At 69.5% G+C, this 15,918-nt stretch carries 14 protein-coding genes; 4 read left to right on the forward strand and 10 right to left on the reverse strand.

Going from position 1 to position 15,918, the window contains the following annotated elements:
- Positions 1–630, reverse strand: a 630-nt coding sequence (locus ACLL81_RS11985; protein ID WP_411288575.1) for a sulfatase-like hydrolase/transferase, incomplete at its 3' end; no start/stop codon positions are given.
- 110 nt (positions 631–740) lie between these two features.
- On the opposite strand from ACLL81_RS11985, the gene ACLL81_RS11990 reads away from it, so the two are divergent.
- On the forward strand, positions 741–1,649 hold the full coding sequence (locus ACLL81_RS11990) for a LysR family transcriptional regulator (RefSeq protein ID WP_411288576.1): 909 nt from the start codon (positions 741–743) through the stop codon (positions 1,647–1,649).
- Between the two features lie 22 nt (positions 1,650–1,671).
- Here ACLL81_RS11990 and ACLL81_RS11995 read toward each other — a convergent pair whose 3' ends face one another.
- Positions 1,672–3,219, reverse strand: coding sequence for a hypothetical protein (locus tag ACLL81_RS11995; RefSeq protein ID WP_411288577.1), 1,548 nt, complete (start codon positions 3,217–3,219; stop codon positions 1,672–1,674).
- 343 nt (positions 3,220–3,562) lie between these two features.
- Here ACLL81_RS11995 and ACLL81_RS12000 point away from each other — a divergent pair, with 343 nt between their 5' ends.
- Positions 3,563–5,896: a TonB-dependent receptor gene (locus tag ACLL81_RS12000; protein WP_411288578.1), complete on the forward strand. Its 2,334-nt coding sequence runs from the start codon at positions 3,563–3,565 to the stop codon at positions 5,894–5,896.
- Here the strand turns inward: ACLL81_RS12000 and ACLL81_RS12005 are convergent.
- The 4 genes from ACLL81_RS12005 to ACLL81_RS12020 form a co-directional block, all read right to left on the reverse strand.
- The gene (locus ACLL81_RS12005) at positions 5,893–6,888 is read right to left on the reverse strand and encodes a hypothetical protein (protein WP_411288579.1); all 996 of its coding nucleotides are present in this window, start codon (positions 6,886–6,888) and stop codon (positions 5,893–5,895) included. The genes ACLL81_RS12000 and ACLL81_RS12005 overlap by 4 nt on opposite strands.
- 224 nt (positions 6,889–7,112) lie before the next feature.
- Entirely contained in the window at positions 7,113–8,075 is a 963-nt protein-coding gene (locus tag ACLL81_RS12010) for a formylglycine-generating enzyme family protein (RefSeq protein WP_411288580.1), read from the reverse strand.
- Positions 8,076–8,154: 79 nt separating this feature from the next.
- The gene (locus ACLL81_RS12015; protein ID WP_411288581.1) at positions 8,155–9,141 is read right to left on the reverse strand and encodes a HupE/UreJ family protein; all 987 of its coding nucleotides are present in this window, start codon (positions 9,139–9,141) and stop codon (positions 8,155–8,157) included.
- Positions 9,138–10,016, reverse strand: coding sequence for a peptidyl-prolyl cis-trans isomerase (locus ACLL81_RS12020; protein WP_411288582.1), 879 nt, complete (start codon positions 10,014–10,016; stop codon positions 9,138–9,140). The genes ACLL81_RS12015 and ACLL81_RS12020 overlap by 4 nt, the downstream gene beginning before the upstream one ends.
- 231 nt (positions 10,017–10,247) lie before the next feature.
- Between ACLL81_RS12020 and ACLL81_RS12025 the strand changes: the two genes are divergently transcribed.
- Positions 10,248–10,802 carry a DUF882 domain-containing protein gene (locus ACLL81_RS12025; protein ID WP_411288583.1) on the forward strand — a complete coding sequence of 185 codons (555 nt, stop codon included), beginning with the start codon at positions 10,248–10,250 and terminating at the stop codon, positions 10,800–10,802.
- Positions 10,803–10,806: 4 nt separating this feature from the next.
- Here ACLL81_RS12025 and ACLL81_RS12030 read toward each other — a convergent pair whose 3' ends face one another.
- The 4 genes from ACLL81_RS12030 to ACLL81_RS12045 are packed head-to-tail and all read right to left on the reverse strand — an operon-like array spanning position 10,807 to position 14,924.
- Positions 10,807–11,100, reverse strand: coding sequence for a hypothetical protein (locus tag ACLL81_RS12030; protein ID WP_411288584.1), 294 nt, complete (start codon positions 11,098–11,100; stop codon positions 10,807–10,809).
- A gap of 3 nt (positions 11,101–11,103) precedes the next feature.
- Positions 11,104–12,612, reverse strand: coding sequence for a L,D-transpeptidase family protein (locus ACLL81_RS12035; protein WP_411288585.1), 1,509 nt, complete (start codon positions 12,610–12,612; stop codon positions 11,104–11,106).
- Positions 12,613–12,666: 54 nt separating this feature from the next.
- Positions 12,667–14,457 (reverse strand): M3 family oligoendopeptidase, encoded by a 1,791-nt coding sequence (locus ACLL81_RS12040; protein WP_411288602.1) that lies wholly within the window; start codon positions 14,455–14,457, stop codon positions 12,667–12,669.
- 44 nt (positions 14,458–14,501) lie between these two features.
- Positions 14,502–14,924 (reverse strand): Lrp/AsnC family transcriptional regulator, encoded by a 423-nt coding sequence (locus ACLL81_RS12045; RefSeq protein ID WP_411288586.1) that lies wholly within the window; start codon positions 14,922–14,924, stop codon positions 14,502–14,504.
- Between the two features lie 120 nt (positions 14,925–15,044).
- Here ACLL81_RS12045 and ACLL81_RS12050 point away from each other — a divergent pair, with 120 nt between their 5' ends.
- Complete coding sequence (locus tag ACLL81_RS12050; RefSeq protein WP_411288587.1) at positions 15,045–15,917, forward strand: dimethylarginine dimethylaminohydrolase family protein; 873 nt, start codon at positions 15,045–15,047, stop codon at positions 15,915–15,917.
- Position 15,918 lies beyond the last annotated feature (1 nt).

A 15,918-nucleotide genomic window follows, 5' to 3' on the forward strand; every position in this document is an offset into this window, starting at 1 on the left:
CGACATGCGGCGCGTGTACTGGGCCCGCTCCGCGAGGGTGGCGCTGGGCGGCACGGGATCGGTGGCTGTCGCCCGTTCCGAGCCCTCGGAGCCCGGCGGCGTGTGCGCCTCGTCGCCGGGTTGCGGATCGATCATGAAGCTCGACGCGCCCGCGGTCATGCCAAAGAACTCGTCGAAGCCGCGGTCCACCGGGTGGTAGCCCGCCGCCTGGCCCAGGTGCCACTTGCCGATCATCCCGGTGCGGTAGCCCGCCGACTTCATCACCTGGCCCACCAGGGTCTCGGACAGCGCAAGGCCCCCGGCACGGTCGCGGCCAACCGGATTGAACTCGTAGCCGAACCGCTGCTGGTAGCGACCGGTGAGCAGGGCGGCGCGCGAGGGCGCGCAGACCGGATGGGTAACGTAGCCCGAGGTGAATCGTACGCCGGCGGCCGCCAGGGCGTCGATATTCGGCGTGCGGATCACCTTGCTGCCGTAGACGCTGGTGTCGCCATAGCCCAGGTCGTCGGCCAGGATGACGATGATGTTGGGCCGGCGCGCTGGCTCGGGCGCGGCTTGCACGGCGGCCGGCAGGCTTGCGACCGCCGCCGCGGCCAGGGCCGCCAGGGCCACACTTTTCACCGGCTTCATCTGCATCTCCCCGCGGCGGCCATCGTCGCGCGTCCTGCGCCGGCTCATAGTGCCGCGACCGGCCGGGCCGGTCTGCACATCTCCGACGCAGGCTGCTATAGCTCCACGGCATGGAGCTGAGGCATCTCGAACAGATCTTCGAAGTCTGCCGCGCCGGCGGTTTCAGCGGTGCGGCCCGCAAGCTGCGCATATCGCAGCCGACGCTCAGCAAGAGCATCGCCCGCTTGGAAGCGCAGCTCTCCCTGAAGCTCTTCGAGCGCAGCAACGGAGCAGCCCGTCCCACCGCCTATGGCGCCTTCGTGGCCCAACGGGCAGAGGCCCTTCTGCAGGGGGTGGCGGCGCTCACCCGCGACCTGGAACAGATGGCGCGGGGGGAAGAGGGGCGCGTGCGCATCGCCGTTGGCCCGGCGACACGGCTGAAGCCTCTGCCGGAACTGCTGCGCCTGGTCGCCGAGCGGTTCCCGCGCCTGCACCTGGAGACCACGCTGGAAAGCGGCCAGGGCGTCATCCGCGCCCTGAACGAGGGAAGCGTGGACATTGCCCTGGGCTATTCCGAACACGCGGCGCGATACGGCGACCTGATCCGAAAGAAGCTGTTCGAGGACACGATAATTTTCGTGGCCCGGCGGGGACACCCCGTGCTGGACCTGCGCGATGTCACTCCCGAGGCGCTGTTGCGGCACCCGATCGCCTTGCCCAGCGTACTGCCGGGCCTGGAACACTGGGTCGGCACGATAAACCGCGAGCAGACCGACAACCTGACCGCTTTCGTCAGCGACGACTACGGCCTGATCACCCAGCGCGCCCTGTACACCGACGCCATCGCCATGGGCGCGTCCTTCCTGTTCGAGGACGAGGTGACGGCGGGTCGGCTGGCGCGGGTCTCCTGCACGCTCGACCTCACCTACTCGTGCTGGATGTTGACCACCGCCGAGCGCTGGCGCTCGCCGATCATCAAGTCGCTGGCCGAACTCGCCAAGGTCGCCGCCAGCCGCAAGCCGCTCAACGCCGCCGCCTGACCTGTGGGGGGGCTTGACGTTGTCAGGCCCGGGTCTCGATGACCTTGTCCAGAATTGGCTGGAGGCCGGCGATCTCCGTCAGCGGGCTCGGGCTGCGCCAGGCGAACTGCCGGATGCGGATGCCCTGGGGTGCGAAGTCCAGGATCGTGAACCCGGTCTTCTCCAGCGGGGCCTGGTGGGTCTCCAGGTCCACATCCGCGGGAATGAAGGCCGCCGTCCCTCGGAACGACGACGGGAACGCCAGATCGTCGACACCCAGCGGGCCGGTGAGGATGCTGTGGACGCCGCTCTGCGGCGTGAGGCCGCCGCTGCGGCGGATCCGCGCCGCGCCCACGGCGTGGAGATCGCCTGAGGCCACCAGGCTGTCGCGCCCGCGCGATCCGGCCAGGGCGAGCAGCCGCTGATGCTGTTCGAACCATCCGGCGCGCCAGCCGGGCTTGTCCGGTCGCGCCGCGGGCTTGCCGTCGGCGCCCAGCGCGTCGGGATACCATTCGCCCCACTTTCCAGCGCTCCAACCCCAGGGGGTCGAAGGGACCTGCATGACGTGCCGGATGTCGGCGTCGCCAGTGCGCCCGGCCAGCCAGGCCTCCGCGGCCGGCGGCACAAACGCGGCGCTGTCGGCGTCGACCGTCAGATAGCCGCGGCAGTCGTACAGGAGCCCCTCGAACAGGCGGCCCCAGCGCATCGTCCCGAAGCTGCAGTCGACGCCCGGCAGGGTCCCCGGTCGGTTCACGTCGGGGAGGAATTCCGGCCAGAACATCGCCTGCAGCTGCTGGGTGGCCCCGCGGTTTAACGGTGACGCGGGAAAGGTCCCGCGCTCGCCGTAGAACTCGTCATTCTCGAAGTAGTCATGGTCGTCGCGGACGAACCAGACCGGGGTGGAGCGCAACGCCGCGCCATAGAGGGAGGCGATCTGGCGGTCGCCGACGGTGGCCAACATCTGCAGGTTCGCCGCGCTGTCGGCGGGTTGCGAGAGCATCCCGATCCGCCGGTTGATCGCGCTCGGCTGGCCGTTGTTGCGCCGCAGCCCGCTCTCCTGGTCCCAGTAGACGTGGTCGCCGATGGCCAGGACGGCGTCCGGTGCGAAGCTCAGGCCGCGCTGAAGCAGCGCCTGCCGGGTCGTCAGCGGAATGTGAGCGCGGCGCCCGTTCGTCGCCGGCTCCTCGTCCCCGCCGGCGCAGGTGAAGGCGAGAAGCCGAAACGCACCGGGCCGGGCGTCTGGCGCGGGCGTGGTGCGTAGTGACCAACGGTCCGTGGCGCCCTGGCCGCCCGCCGTAATCCTCAGCGAGTGGGACCAGTTCGGACGCAAGCCGCCCCCTTCGAAACGCCAATGCCGGCCACCCGGCGCAGTGGCCTGACCGGCGATGCGCCTGCCGTTCAGTTCCAGAACCGGAGGGACCCGGAGCGGCTCCGAGAACGACGTCTTCAGCCGGATCGCGTCGTGGGAGGCCGCCGGCAGGATGTGACGCACCGGGCCGGCGTTCCACGCCGCCGCCGCCGCCGTGTCGCTGGCGGTGAGGCTGGTGGCGGCGACCGAGCCGCAGAACACCCGGCGGTTCAGACTTTCCATCGGGCCGGCCCTCCCAGGCGCAGAGTGGAGCGTGCGGCGCACCGTCGTCTCCGGCGTCAACGCCATCCTCAGATAGCCGAAGGCTATGGCCTGGAACCAACCTTTCGCCGCTTCAAGCCGCATCGAGGGCGGTGGTTCCGACCGCGGCTTGCCTGTGAATACGGCGACTTAGGGCGAATTCGCGCCGCAGCCGGGCGCCCTGCGGCGGCGGCGGGCCGGCCCTCCGGCGTCGAGCTTGCCTGGGGCCGCCGCCAACGTGGCGCATTGACGGCCAACCAAGGCGTTTCCATCAGTGGTCCAACAAACGTGATCCGGCCTCTCAGGGACGGACAAGGGGGAAAACATGAACCGGACAGCACTGCTCTCCTCAGCTGCGGCGTTCGCGCTGCTCGCCTTCGGCACGGCCGCCGCTCAGCAGGCGGGCGAGCCCGTCGGCCTGGCGGAAGTCGTGGTCACCGCCCAGAAGCGGGTCGAGAACGTCCAGGACGTGCCGATTTCCGTCACCGCCTTCAACAGCGAGACCCTCAAAGCAGCCGGGGTGAACGACGTGCGCGACCTGCGCCGGATCACGCCGAACCTCAACCTGACCACCTCGTCTCAGCAGACCAACACGCGGGTGATGATCCGCGGCATCGGCACCGCCGGAAACACCGCCATCGAGCCCAGCGTGGCGTCCTTCGTCGACGGCATCTACATCCCGCGGGTGGGGTCCCTGTTGGCCGGGCTCAACGACATCTCATCGGTGGAAGTGCTGCGCGGGCCGCAGGGTACGCTGTTCGGCCGCAACGCCTCGATGGGCGCGATCCTGTTGCGCACGACCGAGCCGCAGGACACCCTGGGCGGCGAGTTGTTCGCCTCGGTCGGCGACTATGGGCGCCGGCGCCTGTCGGCGACCGTCAATGTGCCGATCAACGAGAGCCTGGCCGGCCGCGTGTCGGTGCTGGGCTACCGCGCTGAAGGGTACGGCGTGAACGACCTGACGGGCCGCAGCCTCGGGCGCAACGACGGCTTCTCCGTCCGTGGGGCGGTCCGCTGGGAGATCACGCCCGAAGTAACGTGGGTGCTGCGCGGCGACAGCCAGCACCTGACCGGCGACGGCAACAACACCGTCACCGTCGTCGCCGCCACGGTGAGCCCGCAGGCGCGGATCAACTGGCAGACCCGCCTCGACCCGGATGGCGCGGGCCCGCTCACCGGCGACCTGCCCTATCTCGACGACACCTATCGCCGCAACGTTCGCCAGGAATCCGAAGGCGACCTGGCGGACTACCAGACCGGGGTCGCCAGCGATCTCACCTGGGACCTGCCCGGGGATTACCAGCTGAAGCTGATCAGCGGCTACCGGGACTGGCACAACGATCAGTACCAGGTCTCCACGGGCAGTACCCCCCTGGCCCTTTCCAGCCGGTTGGGCACCTTCGACAGCCAGAGCCACTCCCAGGAGCTGCAGCTGCTGTCGCCTGAGACGCTGATGAATGGGCGGGCGAGCTTCGTCTCGGGCCTCTACTACTTCGAGGAGGAGTACGACATCGGGCAGGTCGTCAATCTGTACCCCTCCTTTTGTGAAGTGTTCATCCGCAACACCAGCACCGCCGCACGCCTGGCGGCCTGCCGCGCCGCGCCGCTGACAAACGCCTCGTTGATCTACTTCGACCAGACCACGGAATCCTACGCGGCCTATGCGCAAGGAACCTTCAATGTCACCGAGCAGCTCGGACTGACCGCGGGCATCCGCTACTCCAAGGACGACAAGAGCGGCCGGTTCCGGGCGATCACCAACAACAGCGCAGCCGCCCAATCGCCTGAGAACACCGCGCTGGCGCTCGAGGAAGACAAGATCACCTATCGCCTGAACGCCACCTATCGGCCGGCCGACGGGATCATGCTGTTCACCAGCTATTCCACAGGCTTCAAGTCCGGCGGGTTCGACACCGGGGCCGGCACCACCGGCGCCGTGGGCGCGGCGGGGCGGACCTTCAAGCCGGAATCCACCACCAACATCGAGCTGGGCGCCAAGTCGGCACTGTTCGACCGTCGGCTGATCGCCAATCTCACCTTCTATCGCACCGAGATCACGGAGTACCAGTTCCGCACCTATGACGGCGCGCAGTTCCGGGTCCGCAACAACGGCGAGGTGCGCCAGCAGGGCTTCGAAGTGGACATGATCGCCCGGCCGATCCCGCCGCTGACCCTCACCTTCTCGACCGCTTATCTGGACTCCCAGTACACGGACTTTCGAGGCGCGCCGCCGCTGCCGGCTTTCACGACCCCCCAGGACCTCACGGGCCAGCGCCTGCCCTATTCCCCGCAATGGCAGGGCGCGGCGTCGGCGCAGTACGTGGGTGACCTCTCCGGCGGACTGAGCTGGGTGGCGCGCGGGGACATGAGCTTCACCACCGAGACCAACCTCAGCGCCTCGGGCGACAACAACCCGCAAGCCGCCCAGGAGGGCTACAGCGTGTTCGCGTTGCGGTTCGCCATCCGCGGTCCGGATCAGAAGTGGGAAGTGGCGATCGCCGCCCAGAACCTCACGGACGAGACCTTTTGCCTGGGCATCTTCAACCAGCCCAGCAATGGGCCGTTCGGCCTGAACAATGCGGCCACCGGGGGCACGGTCCTGCGCTGCACCCTCAACGAGCCCCGCAACGTGGCGCTGGAGCTCAAGGCCCGCTTCTAGGCGAGCTGCAGCTCAGCGATCCCGAGTCCGCCCTCGCCTCTCACGGCGTAGACGAGGAAGGTCCGACCGCCTTCCTCGTAGATGGCCGGGTCGCGCAGCTGGTTGACCGGCATGTTGACGGCGCTGCGGTAGGAGGGCGCCAGCGGCAGTCCCGCGCCTTCCCAGGGCCGCTCGGGCCGCAGCACCTCGACGGGCGGACTCTCCTTCCACGACACCCAGTCGCTGGAGAGGTCGATGGTGGAGGCGTAGATCCGCTCCGGCGCATCCCCGACCCGCGTCCAGAAGACGTGCAGGGTGTCGCCGCGCTTGAGCACGGCGCTGTGGCGCTGATCGGGACCAAAGAGCCTCGGTCCCGCCTCGAAGCCGGCGAAGCCGTCCCCCGACCGGGAAAAGATGCCTGGCATCGACATGGCGTAAATGTAGCCGCCATGGCGGAATGTCCGCATGTAGGGCCCGCCTAGCACCTCGCCCTGCGTCTGGAAGTTGACGCCGTCCCAAGAGACGGCGACCCGCGTGCGCTGGACACCGAACGCCTGCAGCCCATGATAGTACATTACGATCCGACGGCCGGCCTCGTCCACGTGGGCGTCAGGCGAGGCGATGTGCGGCAGGGTCGCGTCATCAAGGGCGCTGGGCACGCCGGGCGTGCCGAAGGGCGCCCGGCCGGGACCGCCAGCCACAGCCAGCTTCGCCTCCTCCGCCGCAGGGCCGGTTTGCCGCTCGATGGGGAAGCCCGACTGGGCCAGTTGCAGCGAGCCGGGGGCATGGACCTTCCAGGGCCCGGCCAAGCGGTCGGCATAGGCCAGGCGGATGTAGTCGCCCTTGTGGTCGGCGAAATAGAGGTAGTACCGGCCAAGCCGGTTGGGCAGCCAGCCCGGCGTACGGATCAGCGACGGCCCCTCGATGTTCGTTCCCATGCGGGCGTCCATGCCCGGTGCGACGATTGGGCGGTCGACCAGACGCCGCACTCGATAGCGGAGTGTCGCCGACATCGCCTCTCCTGAGATCAGTGAGGTCGGCAAGGCCGCGCCCGCCAACGCGATGAGCGCTGAACGTCGCGTCGGTCGCGCTCGCGGGAACCTGGGGTTTGAGGTCATGTCGGGTTCCGTTTCACCGGCCGTTGTGCAGCCTATCTCGCCAGGCGGTTCGCGCCGCGCCGCCGCTTGGCAACTCTTCATAGCCGGCAGGCATACCCCGCAAGGCCCTCACGCCCCGGTCATCGCCGGGCGATACAGCGGAAGCCCACGTGCGAGGTGGGACTGTCGATAGGCTGAGCGTAGCGCGCCGACGGACGATACCTCTGGCAGTAGTTGGCAGCGCAGAGGTGGGAACCGCCCTTGAGCACCTTGCGGCCGATCCGCAGAAGCGGCGAGGCGGGGTCATAGCTTTCATGTTCCCGCGCCGTGCGGGCGCGCGGCGGACCGCAGCAGGTTCGCCCCGGCTCGGCGCCGTCCGCAGCGTACCAGTCGTTGGTCCACTCCCAGACATTGCCGACCATGTCGTACAGGCCGAAGCCGTTGGCCGGGAAGGCGCCCACCGGCGAGGTCCGCTCGAAGCCGTCGTCCGCGCGGTTGTCCCAGGGAAACTCGCCCTGCCAGTAGTTGGCCATCATGCGGCCTTCGGGAGCCAGTTCGTCGCCCCACATGAAGGGCGCGCCGGAGACGCCGCCGCGCCCGGCGAACTCCCATTCGGCCTCGGTCGGCAGGGCCTTGCCGGCCCAGAAGGCGTAGGCCGAGGCGTCCGCGAAAGCGATCTGCACCACAGGGTGATCAAGGAGCGCAGCCACGTCGCCGTCAGGACCGGTGGGATGGCGCCAGTCCGCGCCGAACGTGAAGCGCCACCAGGCGCCCGAGTCCCCCAGGTCGACGGGTCCGTCGGGCTTGTTGAACACGGCAGATCCCGGCCTCGCCATGTCCGGCAACATGCCGGGATAGTCCAGGGGGTCCGGCGCGATCTCGGCGAAGGTGACGTAGCCCGTGTCTTCGACGAAGCGCGTGAACGCCCGGTTGGTCACCGGATGCTCGTCGATCCAGAAATCCCCCACCACCGCGCGGCGCACCGGCGCCTCCTCCGGATAGTGGGCGTCGGAGCCCATGAGGAACTCGCCGCCGCGGATCAGCCGCATACCCGCCAGCTTGCGGCGCTGCAGGCTAGTGGTTTTCACCCGGCTGACGGACATGGGACTCCTCTCAATTGCGACAGCCCTTCGGCCTGTCACCCGTCGGGATCAACCGGAGACCTACCCCGTCCATGCGCCCTCAGAATCCGGCCACACGCTCGAGCGTCCAGAAGGCGGCAAGGCCGCCGATGGCGTAGCTGGCTGTGGTGTAGGCCCAACGCCGGGGCGTCGGCCCCAAGCCGCGCGCCAGCCAGCCAAGGCCCAGCAGCGCAGCGATGAAGGCTATCTGGCCAAGTTCCACTCCGACGTTGAAGGCGAAGAGGGCCAGGGGAATCTCGTGCTGCGGCAGGCCGATGTCGGCCAGGGCGCTGGCGAAGCCCAGGCCGTGCAACAGGCCAAAGCCGAAGGCCAGGGTTGCGGGCCGCAAGCCGGCCGCGCGGCTGGGATCGTCGCGCGCCCGCAGCACCTCGACCGCCAGCAACAGGATCGACAAGGCGATCAGCGCTTCCACCGGCGGCACGGGAACGTGAATGACGCCCAGGGCCGCCAGCGACAGGGTGATGCTGTGCGCCGCCGTGAACGCGGTGGCGGTGACCAGCAATCGCCGCCAGCTTCCCACGAACAGCACCAGGGCCAGGACGAACAGCAGGTGGTCGTAGCCCAGCAGAATGTGCTCAAGCCCAAGTCCCACGTAGGTGGCCAGCACCTGGGCGGGGCTGCCTTGTCGGGGGATGTCGAACGCCGGGCGGCTTGGCAGCACCCGACCGGTGATCACCTCGCCCGACGCGAACTGCACCCGCACCAGGCCATCGACCATCGCCCCCGGCAGGCCGTCGAAATCGACGCGGGTTCCGGCGAGGCCGCCGGGACAGGCGAGGCTCGTGCGCTCAATCGCAAATGAGCCGGTGACCTGGGAAGCTCCGGCAGGCGCCAGCGCACACCGCGGCTCGAAGCGCGGCCTGATGGCCAGCGGCCGGCTGTTGAACACCGGCCGCTTCCAGGTGACGTCATAGTGGCCCGGCAGGGTCTCGCGCAGGTCCAGGAAGACCGGCCGAATCTCGTGGGCGGTTGCGCCCCCTGCGCAGAGCAGGAGAAACCCGACGAGCGCGCCCAGCCAAGCCCTCACTTGGCCGTGCCCTGCAGCAGCCGCTTCATGGCGGCGTCGTCGACCGTGACGCTGTAGCGGCGGCGCAGGTCTTCATCCTGCCGCTTGCGGGCGCCGGTCATGGCCTCCGCCCGCCAGTCGGCGTCGATCCTTGGCCGTGCGGAGGCGAGCGTCGCCGGCGCCCCCGGCGTGCGGGCGGTCACGAGAACAAGGTGATAGCCGTAGCCGGACTCCACCGGCCCCTGCCAACGGCCGACGGGCAGGCGCCCATCCACCACCGTGGCGAAGTTCGGGCCGAAGTCCCGCGCGAGGTCGGCCGGCTTGGAGGCCTTGTAGCAACGTTCGAACGGCAGTTCCTGGCGCGTCTGGATGCGGGCGTTGGGATCGGCCAGCTCACCGGGCGACAGCTTGGCCAGCGCCGACTGCGCCGCCACGAGCCCGGCCGCCTGGTCGCCGAGATAGACCTGGCAGAAGGCCGTCTGCGTCGGTTCCCGGTATCGCTCGGGGTGGCGGGCGAGCTGGTCGGTGAGTTGCCGATCGGTGGCGATCATGTCCGCAGCCTGGGCGCCCAGCATGAAGTCGTACTTCTGGGCCAGCCGACGCCGGACGATGGTGTCGTCGCGGTCCAGCCCCAGGGCCAGGCCCTCGCGGTAACGCACTTCCTCGTCGATGTAGCCTCGAATCGCCGAGCGCATCTCGGTGGCGTCCGGGGCGTGGCCGAACTGGCCGATCCAGGTGTCGTGCAGCCAGCGCAGCTCGGCGGCCCCCACCCGGATCTCAGTGGGCACGGCCTCCGCGTGAGGGTTCTTCAATTTCCAGCCGCCGTAGATCAAAACGCCGATCAGCACGAACTGGACCAGCGGTTGTTTCAGCAGACTCCAAGCACGCGCTCGCACCGACACCCCCGCCCCATCTCAATGCCTAGTTAACCCGTCTCCTGCCTCGGTCCAGCCCTACGCCACATGCCACTGGGCTATGAGGTAGGTCGCGCCAGGCCAAGCAGCCCGCGACAACTGAGCGCCGGCGGAAATGACCGATCGCGGCGCGTGGTCGCAGGCGGCGCTTGCTTAGGTTGATATTAGGGCTAGTGCGGGCATCTTGACCGCTCGTTGCGGGGTGGAGCCGGCATGCCATCGATCATCGGACGCCGACAGGCGCTGCGGCTGGGCGTAGCCGCCTTGCTTGGAGGCTTCGCTCAGCCATCCTTCGCCCGGGCGCTGGGCGTCGACGCGCCGCGGCGCGCGATCCTGCACAACCTGCACACCGGGGAAACCTTCGACGAGGTCTATTACGAGGGCGGCCGCTATGTGGCCCAGGCCATGGCGCAAGGCATGAAGGTGCTGCGTGACTGGCGCACCGGCGAAGAGAAGATGATCGAGCCCCAGCTGTTCGACGCCCTGCACGCCATAAACCTGCGGCTGGAGACCGACCGGCCGTTCCAGATCATCTCCGGCTACCGCTCACCCACGACCAATTCCATGCTGCACGCCAAGAGCTCAGGGGTGGCCTCCAACAGCCAGCATACCCTGGGCAAGGCCGTGGACGTGCGCCTGCAAGGCGTTGACCTGCGCAACCTGCGCAAGGCGGCCCTCGACGTGGCCGCCGGCGGCGTCGGCTTCTATCCGCAGTCCAACTTCGTGCACGTGGACACCGGCCGCGTCCGCCAATGGGCCGGGTCTTAGGGCTCTAGCCCGTCGGCTTCGTGGGCGGCTCTTCGGCGGGCGGCTCCACCGTGGTCATGCCCACGGCGGCGGCGTCCTCAGCCACCTGATCGTCGGGCTCGGCTGGGACGTCGGCGACGGCGGCCGGCGCCTCAGGCTCGGGCGCCGCGACCACCTGGGGCCGGGCAGGTTCGTCGGCGACCACCGCCGCGTCCACCGGCCGGGGCCGGTCCACGGGCTCGCCGCGGTCGCGCAGAAGGGCCAGGATCACCAGCAGGGCAACGCAACCCGCCGCCAGCAGCAGCACGAACCTCAGCATGGATCAGGCCTCGCTCCCCTTGGACTTAGAGCCGGCGAGCACACCCACCCGTTGTAAGAGCCCGCGGTCCCAGCCGTACGGATCGGAGCGGAAATGCATCTGCCCATCGGCGCCGGCGAACGTGGTCCAGTAGAGGATGTAGACCGGAATGCGATCTGGCAACTGGGCGCGCACCGTGGTCCCTGCGGCCACCTTGCCGGCGATGGCCTCCTTGCTCCAGGCGGGGTCGGCGGCCAGCAGCGCCTCGGCCAGCGCCTGTGGCTTCTCCAGGCGCACGCAGCCGTGGCTGGCCTGGCGGGCGTAGCGATCGAAGCCGCCCTTCGAGGGCGTGTCGTGCAGATAGACCGAATAGGGGTTCTCGAAGTCGAACTTGTAGCGGCCCAGCGCGCTGGTGGGCCCGGCCTTCTGTTGCAGCCGCTTGCCGCCGCCCTCGGTGGGAATGACCACATAGCCGGAGCGGGTGAGGTAACCGGGGTTCTTGCGCTCCTTGGGCCAGAGCTCCTCGTTGGCGATGGAGGTGGGGACGTTCCAGGGCGGGTTCAGCACCACGCTGTGGATCTCGGAGGCCAGCATCGGCGTCTCGTCGCCGCCGGCCCGGCCCGACACTGCCTTCATGGAGAGCACCGGCTTGTCGTTGCGGAACAGGGTGACGATGGCGGCGCCGGAGTTCACCTGCACCCGGGTGGCCGGCATGGTCCGGGGCATCCAGCGCCAGCGCTCCATGTTGGCGATCACCTGCAGCACCCTTTGGCCCACCGGCTGGTTGAGGGCGGCCAGCGTCTCTCCGGCCACGACCCCGTCGGGCTTAAGGCCGAAGCGCCGCTGGGCGCGGATGACACCCTGCTGGAGGGCCGTGTCAAAGGTCGCGCCGTCCGCCGGCACATCCTTGTCTTCGGCGGCCAGGCGAGCCCGAAGCGCCGCGACCCTGGGGCCCGTGGCGCCCAATCCGAATGCGGCGCCCTCGGGGACTGGCTTCCACCCACCGTCGTCGGCGATGGCGCGGTATCTGGCGAGGCCGCGGCGGAGCGCGCTGTAGCCCGAATAGGCAGGCGCGAGGCTGTCCAGGAACGGGCCCAGCCGATCGGTGGCGATGGCCTGGGCCAGTTCCGGCGTCGGGTCGAAGGGCGCGGGCCGAAGCCCCCACATGGCGGGGAAGTCGCCGGGCAGCAGGCGGCCCACCCGTAGGTCGTGGGCGTAGCGCACCAGCCCGTCCGCCAGGGCCTTGTGCTGTTCAGGGGTAGGCTCTCCGGCGACGTCCGCCGGGGCATAGGCGGTGGCGGAGAGGCCATGCAGCGGGGCGTCGCCCAGCACCTTGAAGACCAGGGCGGCCTGGGCGGCGCTGAGCGGCGGCAGGGTCACGGGCGCCTGCGCCGTCATGGCCGCCGACGCCGCGGCGGGCTCCTGGGCGTGGCCGCCGCCGGCCATTACCATGGGCAGCGCGACCGCCATCGCCGCCAGCCGGATCAGACCCGGTCCGGAACGCTTCTCACCAACCGACATATGCTTGAACACCTAAGCTTCGCCCTAAGGGTTACAACGCGCGGGGGCGCCGTTTCGTGGCGCCGATCAGACCAGCGCCTCGAATTCATCCACAAGCCGTTCGAGCTGCTTCATCCCGGCCGCCCAGAAGGCCTTTTCCCGCGGATTCAGGCCGAAGGGCGCCAGAGCCTCCACGTAGGTCCGCGTCCCGCCCGCTGCCAGCAGGTTCTCGTAGAGGGGCGCGAAACCCAGGGGGTCCTCGCGGCGCTTTTCCATCAGCCCGCGCACCAGGAGGTCCCCGAAGGCGTAGGCGTAGACATAGAAGGGTGCGTGCACGAAGTGGCTGATGTAGGCCCAGTAGTGCTCGTAGCCGCGGTTCAGCCGGATAGCCGGGCCCAGGCTTTCGCCCATCACCTCCAGCCACAGGCCGCCGATCTGGTCCGGCGATAGCTCACCCTCGCGCCGGGCGGCGTGGAAGCGGCTTTCGAAGCGATGGAAGGCGGTCTGGCGGACCACGGAGTTGATCCCATCCTCAATCTTGCCGGCGAGAAGCCCGCGCCGCTCGGCCGGCGAAGCGTTGGCCAGCAGGCGTTCGAACACCAACCCCTCTCCGAAGATCGAGGCGGTCTCTGCCAGCGTCAGCGGTGTGTCGGAGAGGAGTGTGCCCAGGGGCGCGCAGAGCGTCTGGTGCACCGCGTGGCCGAGCTCGTGAGCCAGCGTCAGGACGTCGCGGCGTTCGCCCATGAAGTTCATCAGCACATAGGGGTGGCGGTTGGCAGCCACCGGATGAGCGTAGGCCCCCGACTGCTTGCCGGCCCGGGGGCGCGCGTCGATCCACGGGTGGTTGAAGAACACCTGGGCGGTGTCGGCGAACTTGGGCGCGAGGCCCGCAAAGCTCTCCAGCACCATGGCGCGGGCCTCGTCCCAGGCGTAGGTGCGCGGCGCGGCGGCGTCCAGAGGGGCGTTGCGGTCCCAGTGGTCGAGCACGTCCCTGCCCATGGCCCGGGCCTTCAGCCGATAGTAGCGGTGGCTGACGCTTTCGTAGGACTCCACCACCGCGGCCTCCAGGGCGGCCACCGCGTCGGCGTCCACCTCGTTGGCGATGTGGCGGGAGGCGGCGGGATCGGCATAGGCCCGCCAGCGGTCCTCGACCTCCTTCTCGAAGGCCAGGGTGTTGAGGCATAGCGCCAGGGTTGACGTGCGCTGCTCCAGGGCCTTGGCGAGGCCATTGGCCGCCTGCCTGCGGCGCGCCGCGTCGGGATCGGAGAGGCGGTTCAGGGTCTCCGAAAGCGTCAGGCTTTCCTTGCCCACCCGGGCGGTGAGCGTGGCCAGGGTCTCGTCCGACAGCCGGCTCCAGTTGGCCACTGCAGGACCGCGGTCGACCAGCATTCGCTCCAGGTCGGGGGTCAGCTCGTGGGGCCGCGACAGCCGCACGCGCCGCAGCCACGGCCGCCAGCGGGCCGCGGGCGGATGGGCGGTGAGCGCGGCCTCGATCTCCGCCTCCTCCAGCACGTTGATCTCCAGGGTGAAGAACAGGCTCTCGGCGGCGATCTGGGACGACCTGGCGCGAAGGTCGGCCTCGAACTTGGCCCAAGCCGGATCGTCCCTGGCGATCGACGACGACAGGGAGGCAAAGGCGCCCACGCCGTAGAGGTGGTTGGCGGCGTCTTCGTAGAACCGAATTCCCTCGTCCAGCAGGGCGCCCAGCCGCGCCGGCTCGGCCCGCGTTGCGACGAGGCGGCCCTTCAGAGCGACCAAAGCGTCGTTCGCCTGCCTGGCGGCGGTGAGGTCGGTCTCGATCCGGGGATCGCTGCGCCCGACATAAAGATCGTCCAGGCGCCACTCGGGCAGGTCTTGGCTCTTCAGGGGGGCGTTCATGGCGGACATGTAGCGCGCCCAGGCCCCGACCGGGAGGCCACCTTTCACATCTTGTGCGTCGCCAGCAGGATCGAAGTTTCGGTGGCGGCGATGCCTTCGAGCTTGCGGATGTCGTCCAGGGTGCGGCTGAACTCGGCGAGGCTGGCGGTGTTGAGCTCGGCCACCAGGTCCCAGCGGCCGTTGGTGGTGGAGATGGCGGCCACCTCCGGAAACCCGCGCAGGGCGGCGACCACCGCGGCCGACCGCTCGCCCTCGATGGCGATGGTCATCAGGGCGCGGACCCGGCTCGCCTCCATCTCCGGGCGCGTGCGGACCGTGAACCCCTGCAGCACGCCGCCGGCCAGCAGGCGGCCGATGCGGTTCTGCACGGTGCCGCGGGAAATCTTCAGCCGTGCGGCCAAGGCCGAGGCCGGCTGGCGCGAATCGGCCCGCAGCAGGGCGATCAGCCGACGGTCGAGGTCATCCATCAAATTGTCGCCAGTTGTGAGCAAATCGCCAGATAAAGACGCACAATGTAGCAGCCTGCCTGCTTTTCGCTAGCACCAGGGCGGGCCACCCTCGGTCGACGTGTTCGACGAGGTTTCCCGATGGATGGCCGGCCCCACTTCCTGATGACCGACCCGGGTCATTACGACGTCAGCTACCAGATCAATCCCTGGATGAAGCCGCAGGACTGGACCCCACAGCGCCTGGCCCAGGCCAAGGCGTCAGCCGGCGCGCTGAAGGCCGCCCTGGAGGACGCCGGCGCCGCCGTCGAGATGGTCGAGGCCGCCGCCGGCCTGCCCGACCTGGTGTTTCCCGCCAACGCCGCGGTGGTGCTGGACGGCCGGGTCCTGCTGGCCCGCTTCCGCTATCCGGAGCGGCAGGGCGAGGAGGCGGTGTTCCGCGCCGCCTTCAAGGACCTGCGCCGCCGCGGGCTGGTGGACAAGATCGTCGACCTGCCGCCGGGTATGTTCCACGAGGGGGCCGGCGACGCCATCTGGGACGCCGACCGCAAGGTGTTCTGGGCGGGCTTCGGGCCGCGCTCCAGCCGCCAGGCCCTGCCGGTGATCGCCCAGGTGTTTGGCCGCGAGGTGGTGGGCCTGGAGCTTGCGTCCGACCGCTTCTACCACCTGGACACCTGCTTCTGCCCGTTGGCCGGGGGCAAGCTGCTCTACTATCCGCCGGCGTTCACGCCCGCGGCCCAGGCCGACATCCGCGCCCGCGTGCCGCAGGCCCAGCGCATCGAGGCCAGCGACGCCGACGCCGCAGCCTTCTGCGTCAATGCGGTAAACATCGGGGCGCGGATCGTCATGGCCCGCGCCCCGGACGCCCTGAAGGCCCGGCTCAGCGCGCGCGGCTATCATGTGATCGAGGTCGACCTCGATCCCTTCATCCTCTCCGGCGGCGCGGCCTACTGCATGACCTTGCGCCTCGACCGGACCTCCACGCCCACCGCCAACCTTCTGGCCGCCGAATAGG

The organism is Phenylobacterium sp. (assembly GCF_046590535.1).
GTDB lineage: Bacteria > Pseudomonadota > Alphaproteobacteria > Caulobacterales > Caulobacteraceae > Phenylobacterium.

Excerpts from the sequence above, each read along its gene's own strand:
- ACLL81_RS12030 (WP_411288584.1), bottom strand. The coding sequence starts at position 11,100 with ATGCTGAGGTTCGTGCTGCTGCTGGCGGCGGGTTGCGTTGCCCTGCTG.
- ACLL81_RS11990 (WP_411288576.1), top strand. The coding sequence starts at position 741 with ATGGAGCTGAGGCATCTCGAACAGATCTTCGAAGTCTGCCGCGCCGGC.
- ACLL81_RS12040 (WP_411288602.1), bottom strand. The coding sequence starts at position 14,457 with ATGAACGCCCCCCTGAAGAGCCAAGACCTGCCCGAGTGGCGCCTGGAC.
- ACLL81_RS12025 (WP_411288583.1), top strand. The coding sequence starts at position 10,248 with ATGCCATCGATCATCGGACGCCGACAGGCGCTGCGGCTGGGCGTAGCC.
- ACLL81_RS12000 (WP_411288578.1), top strand. The coding sequence starts at position 3,563 with ATGAACCGGACAGCACTGCTCTCCTCAGCTGCGGCGTTCGCGCTGCTC.
- ACLL81_RS11995 (WP_411288577.1), bottom strand. The coding sequence starts at position 3,219 with ATGGAAAGTCTGAACCGCCGGGTGTTCTGCGGCTCGGTCGCCGCCACC.
- ACLL81_RS12045 (WP_411288586.1), bottom strand. The coding sequence starts at position 14,924 with ATGGATGACCTCGACCGTCGGCTGATCGCCCTGCTGCGGGCCGATTCG.
- ACLL81_RS12050 (WP_411288587.1), top strand. The coding sequence starts at position 15,045 with ATGGATGGCCGGCCCCACTTCCTGATGACCGACCCGGGTCATTACGAC.
- ACLL81_RS12010 (WP_411288580.1), bottom strand. The coding sequence starts at position 8,075 with ATGTCCGTCAGCCGGGTGAAAACCACTAGCCTGCAGCGCCGCAAGCTG.
- ACLL81_RS12005 (WP_411288579.1), bottom strand. The coding sequence starts at position 6,888 with ATGTCGGCGACACTCCGCTATCGAGTGCGGCGTCTGGTCGACCGCCCA.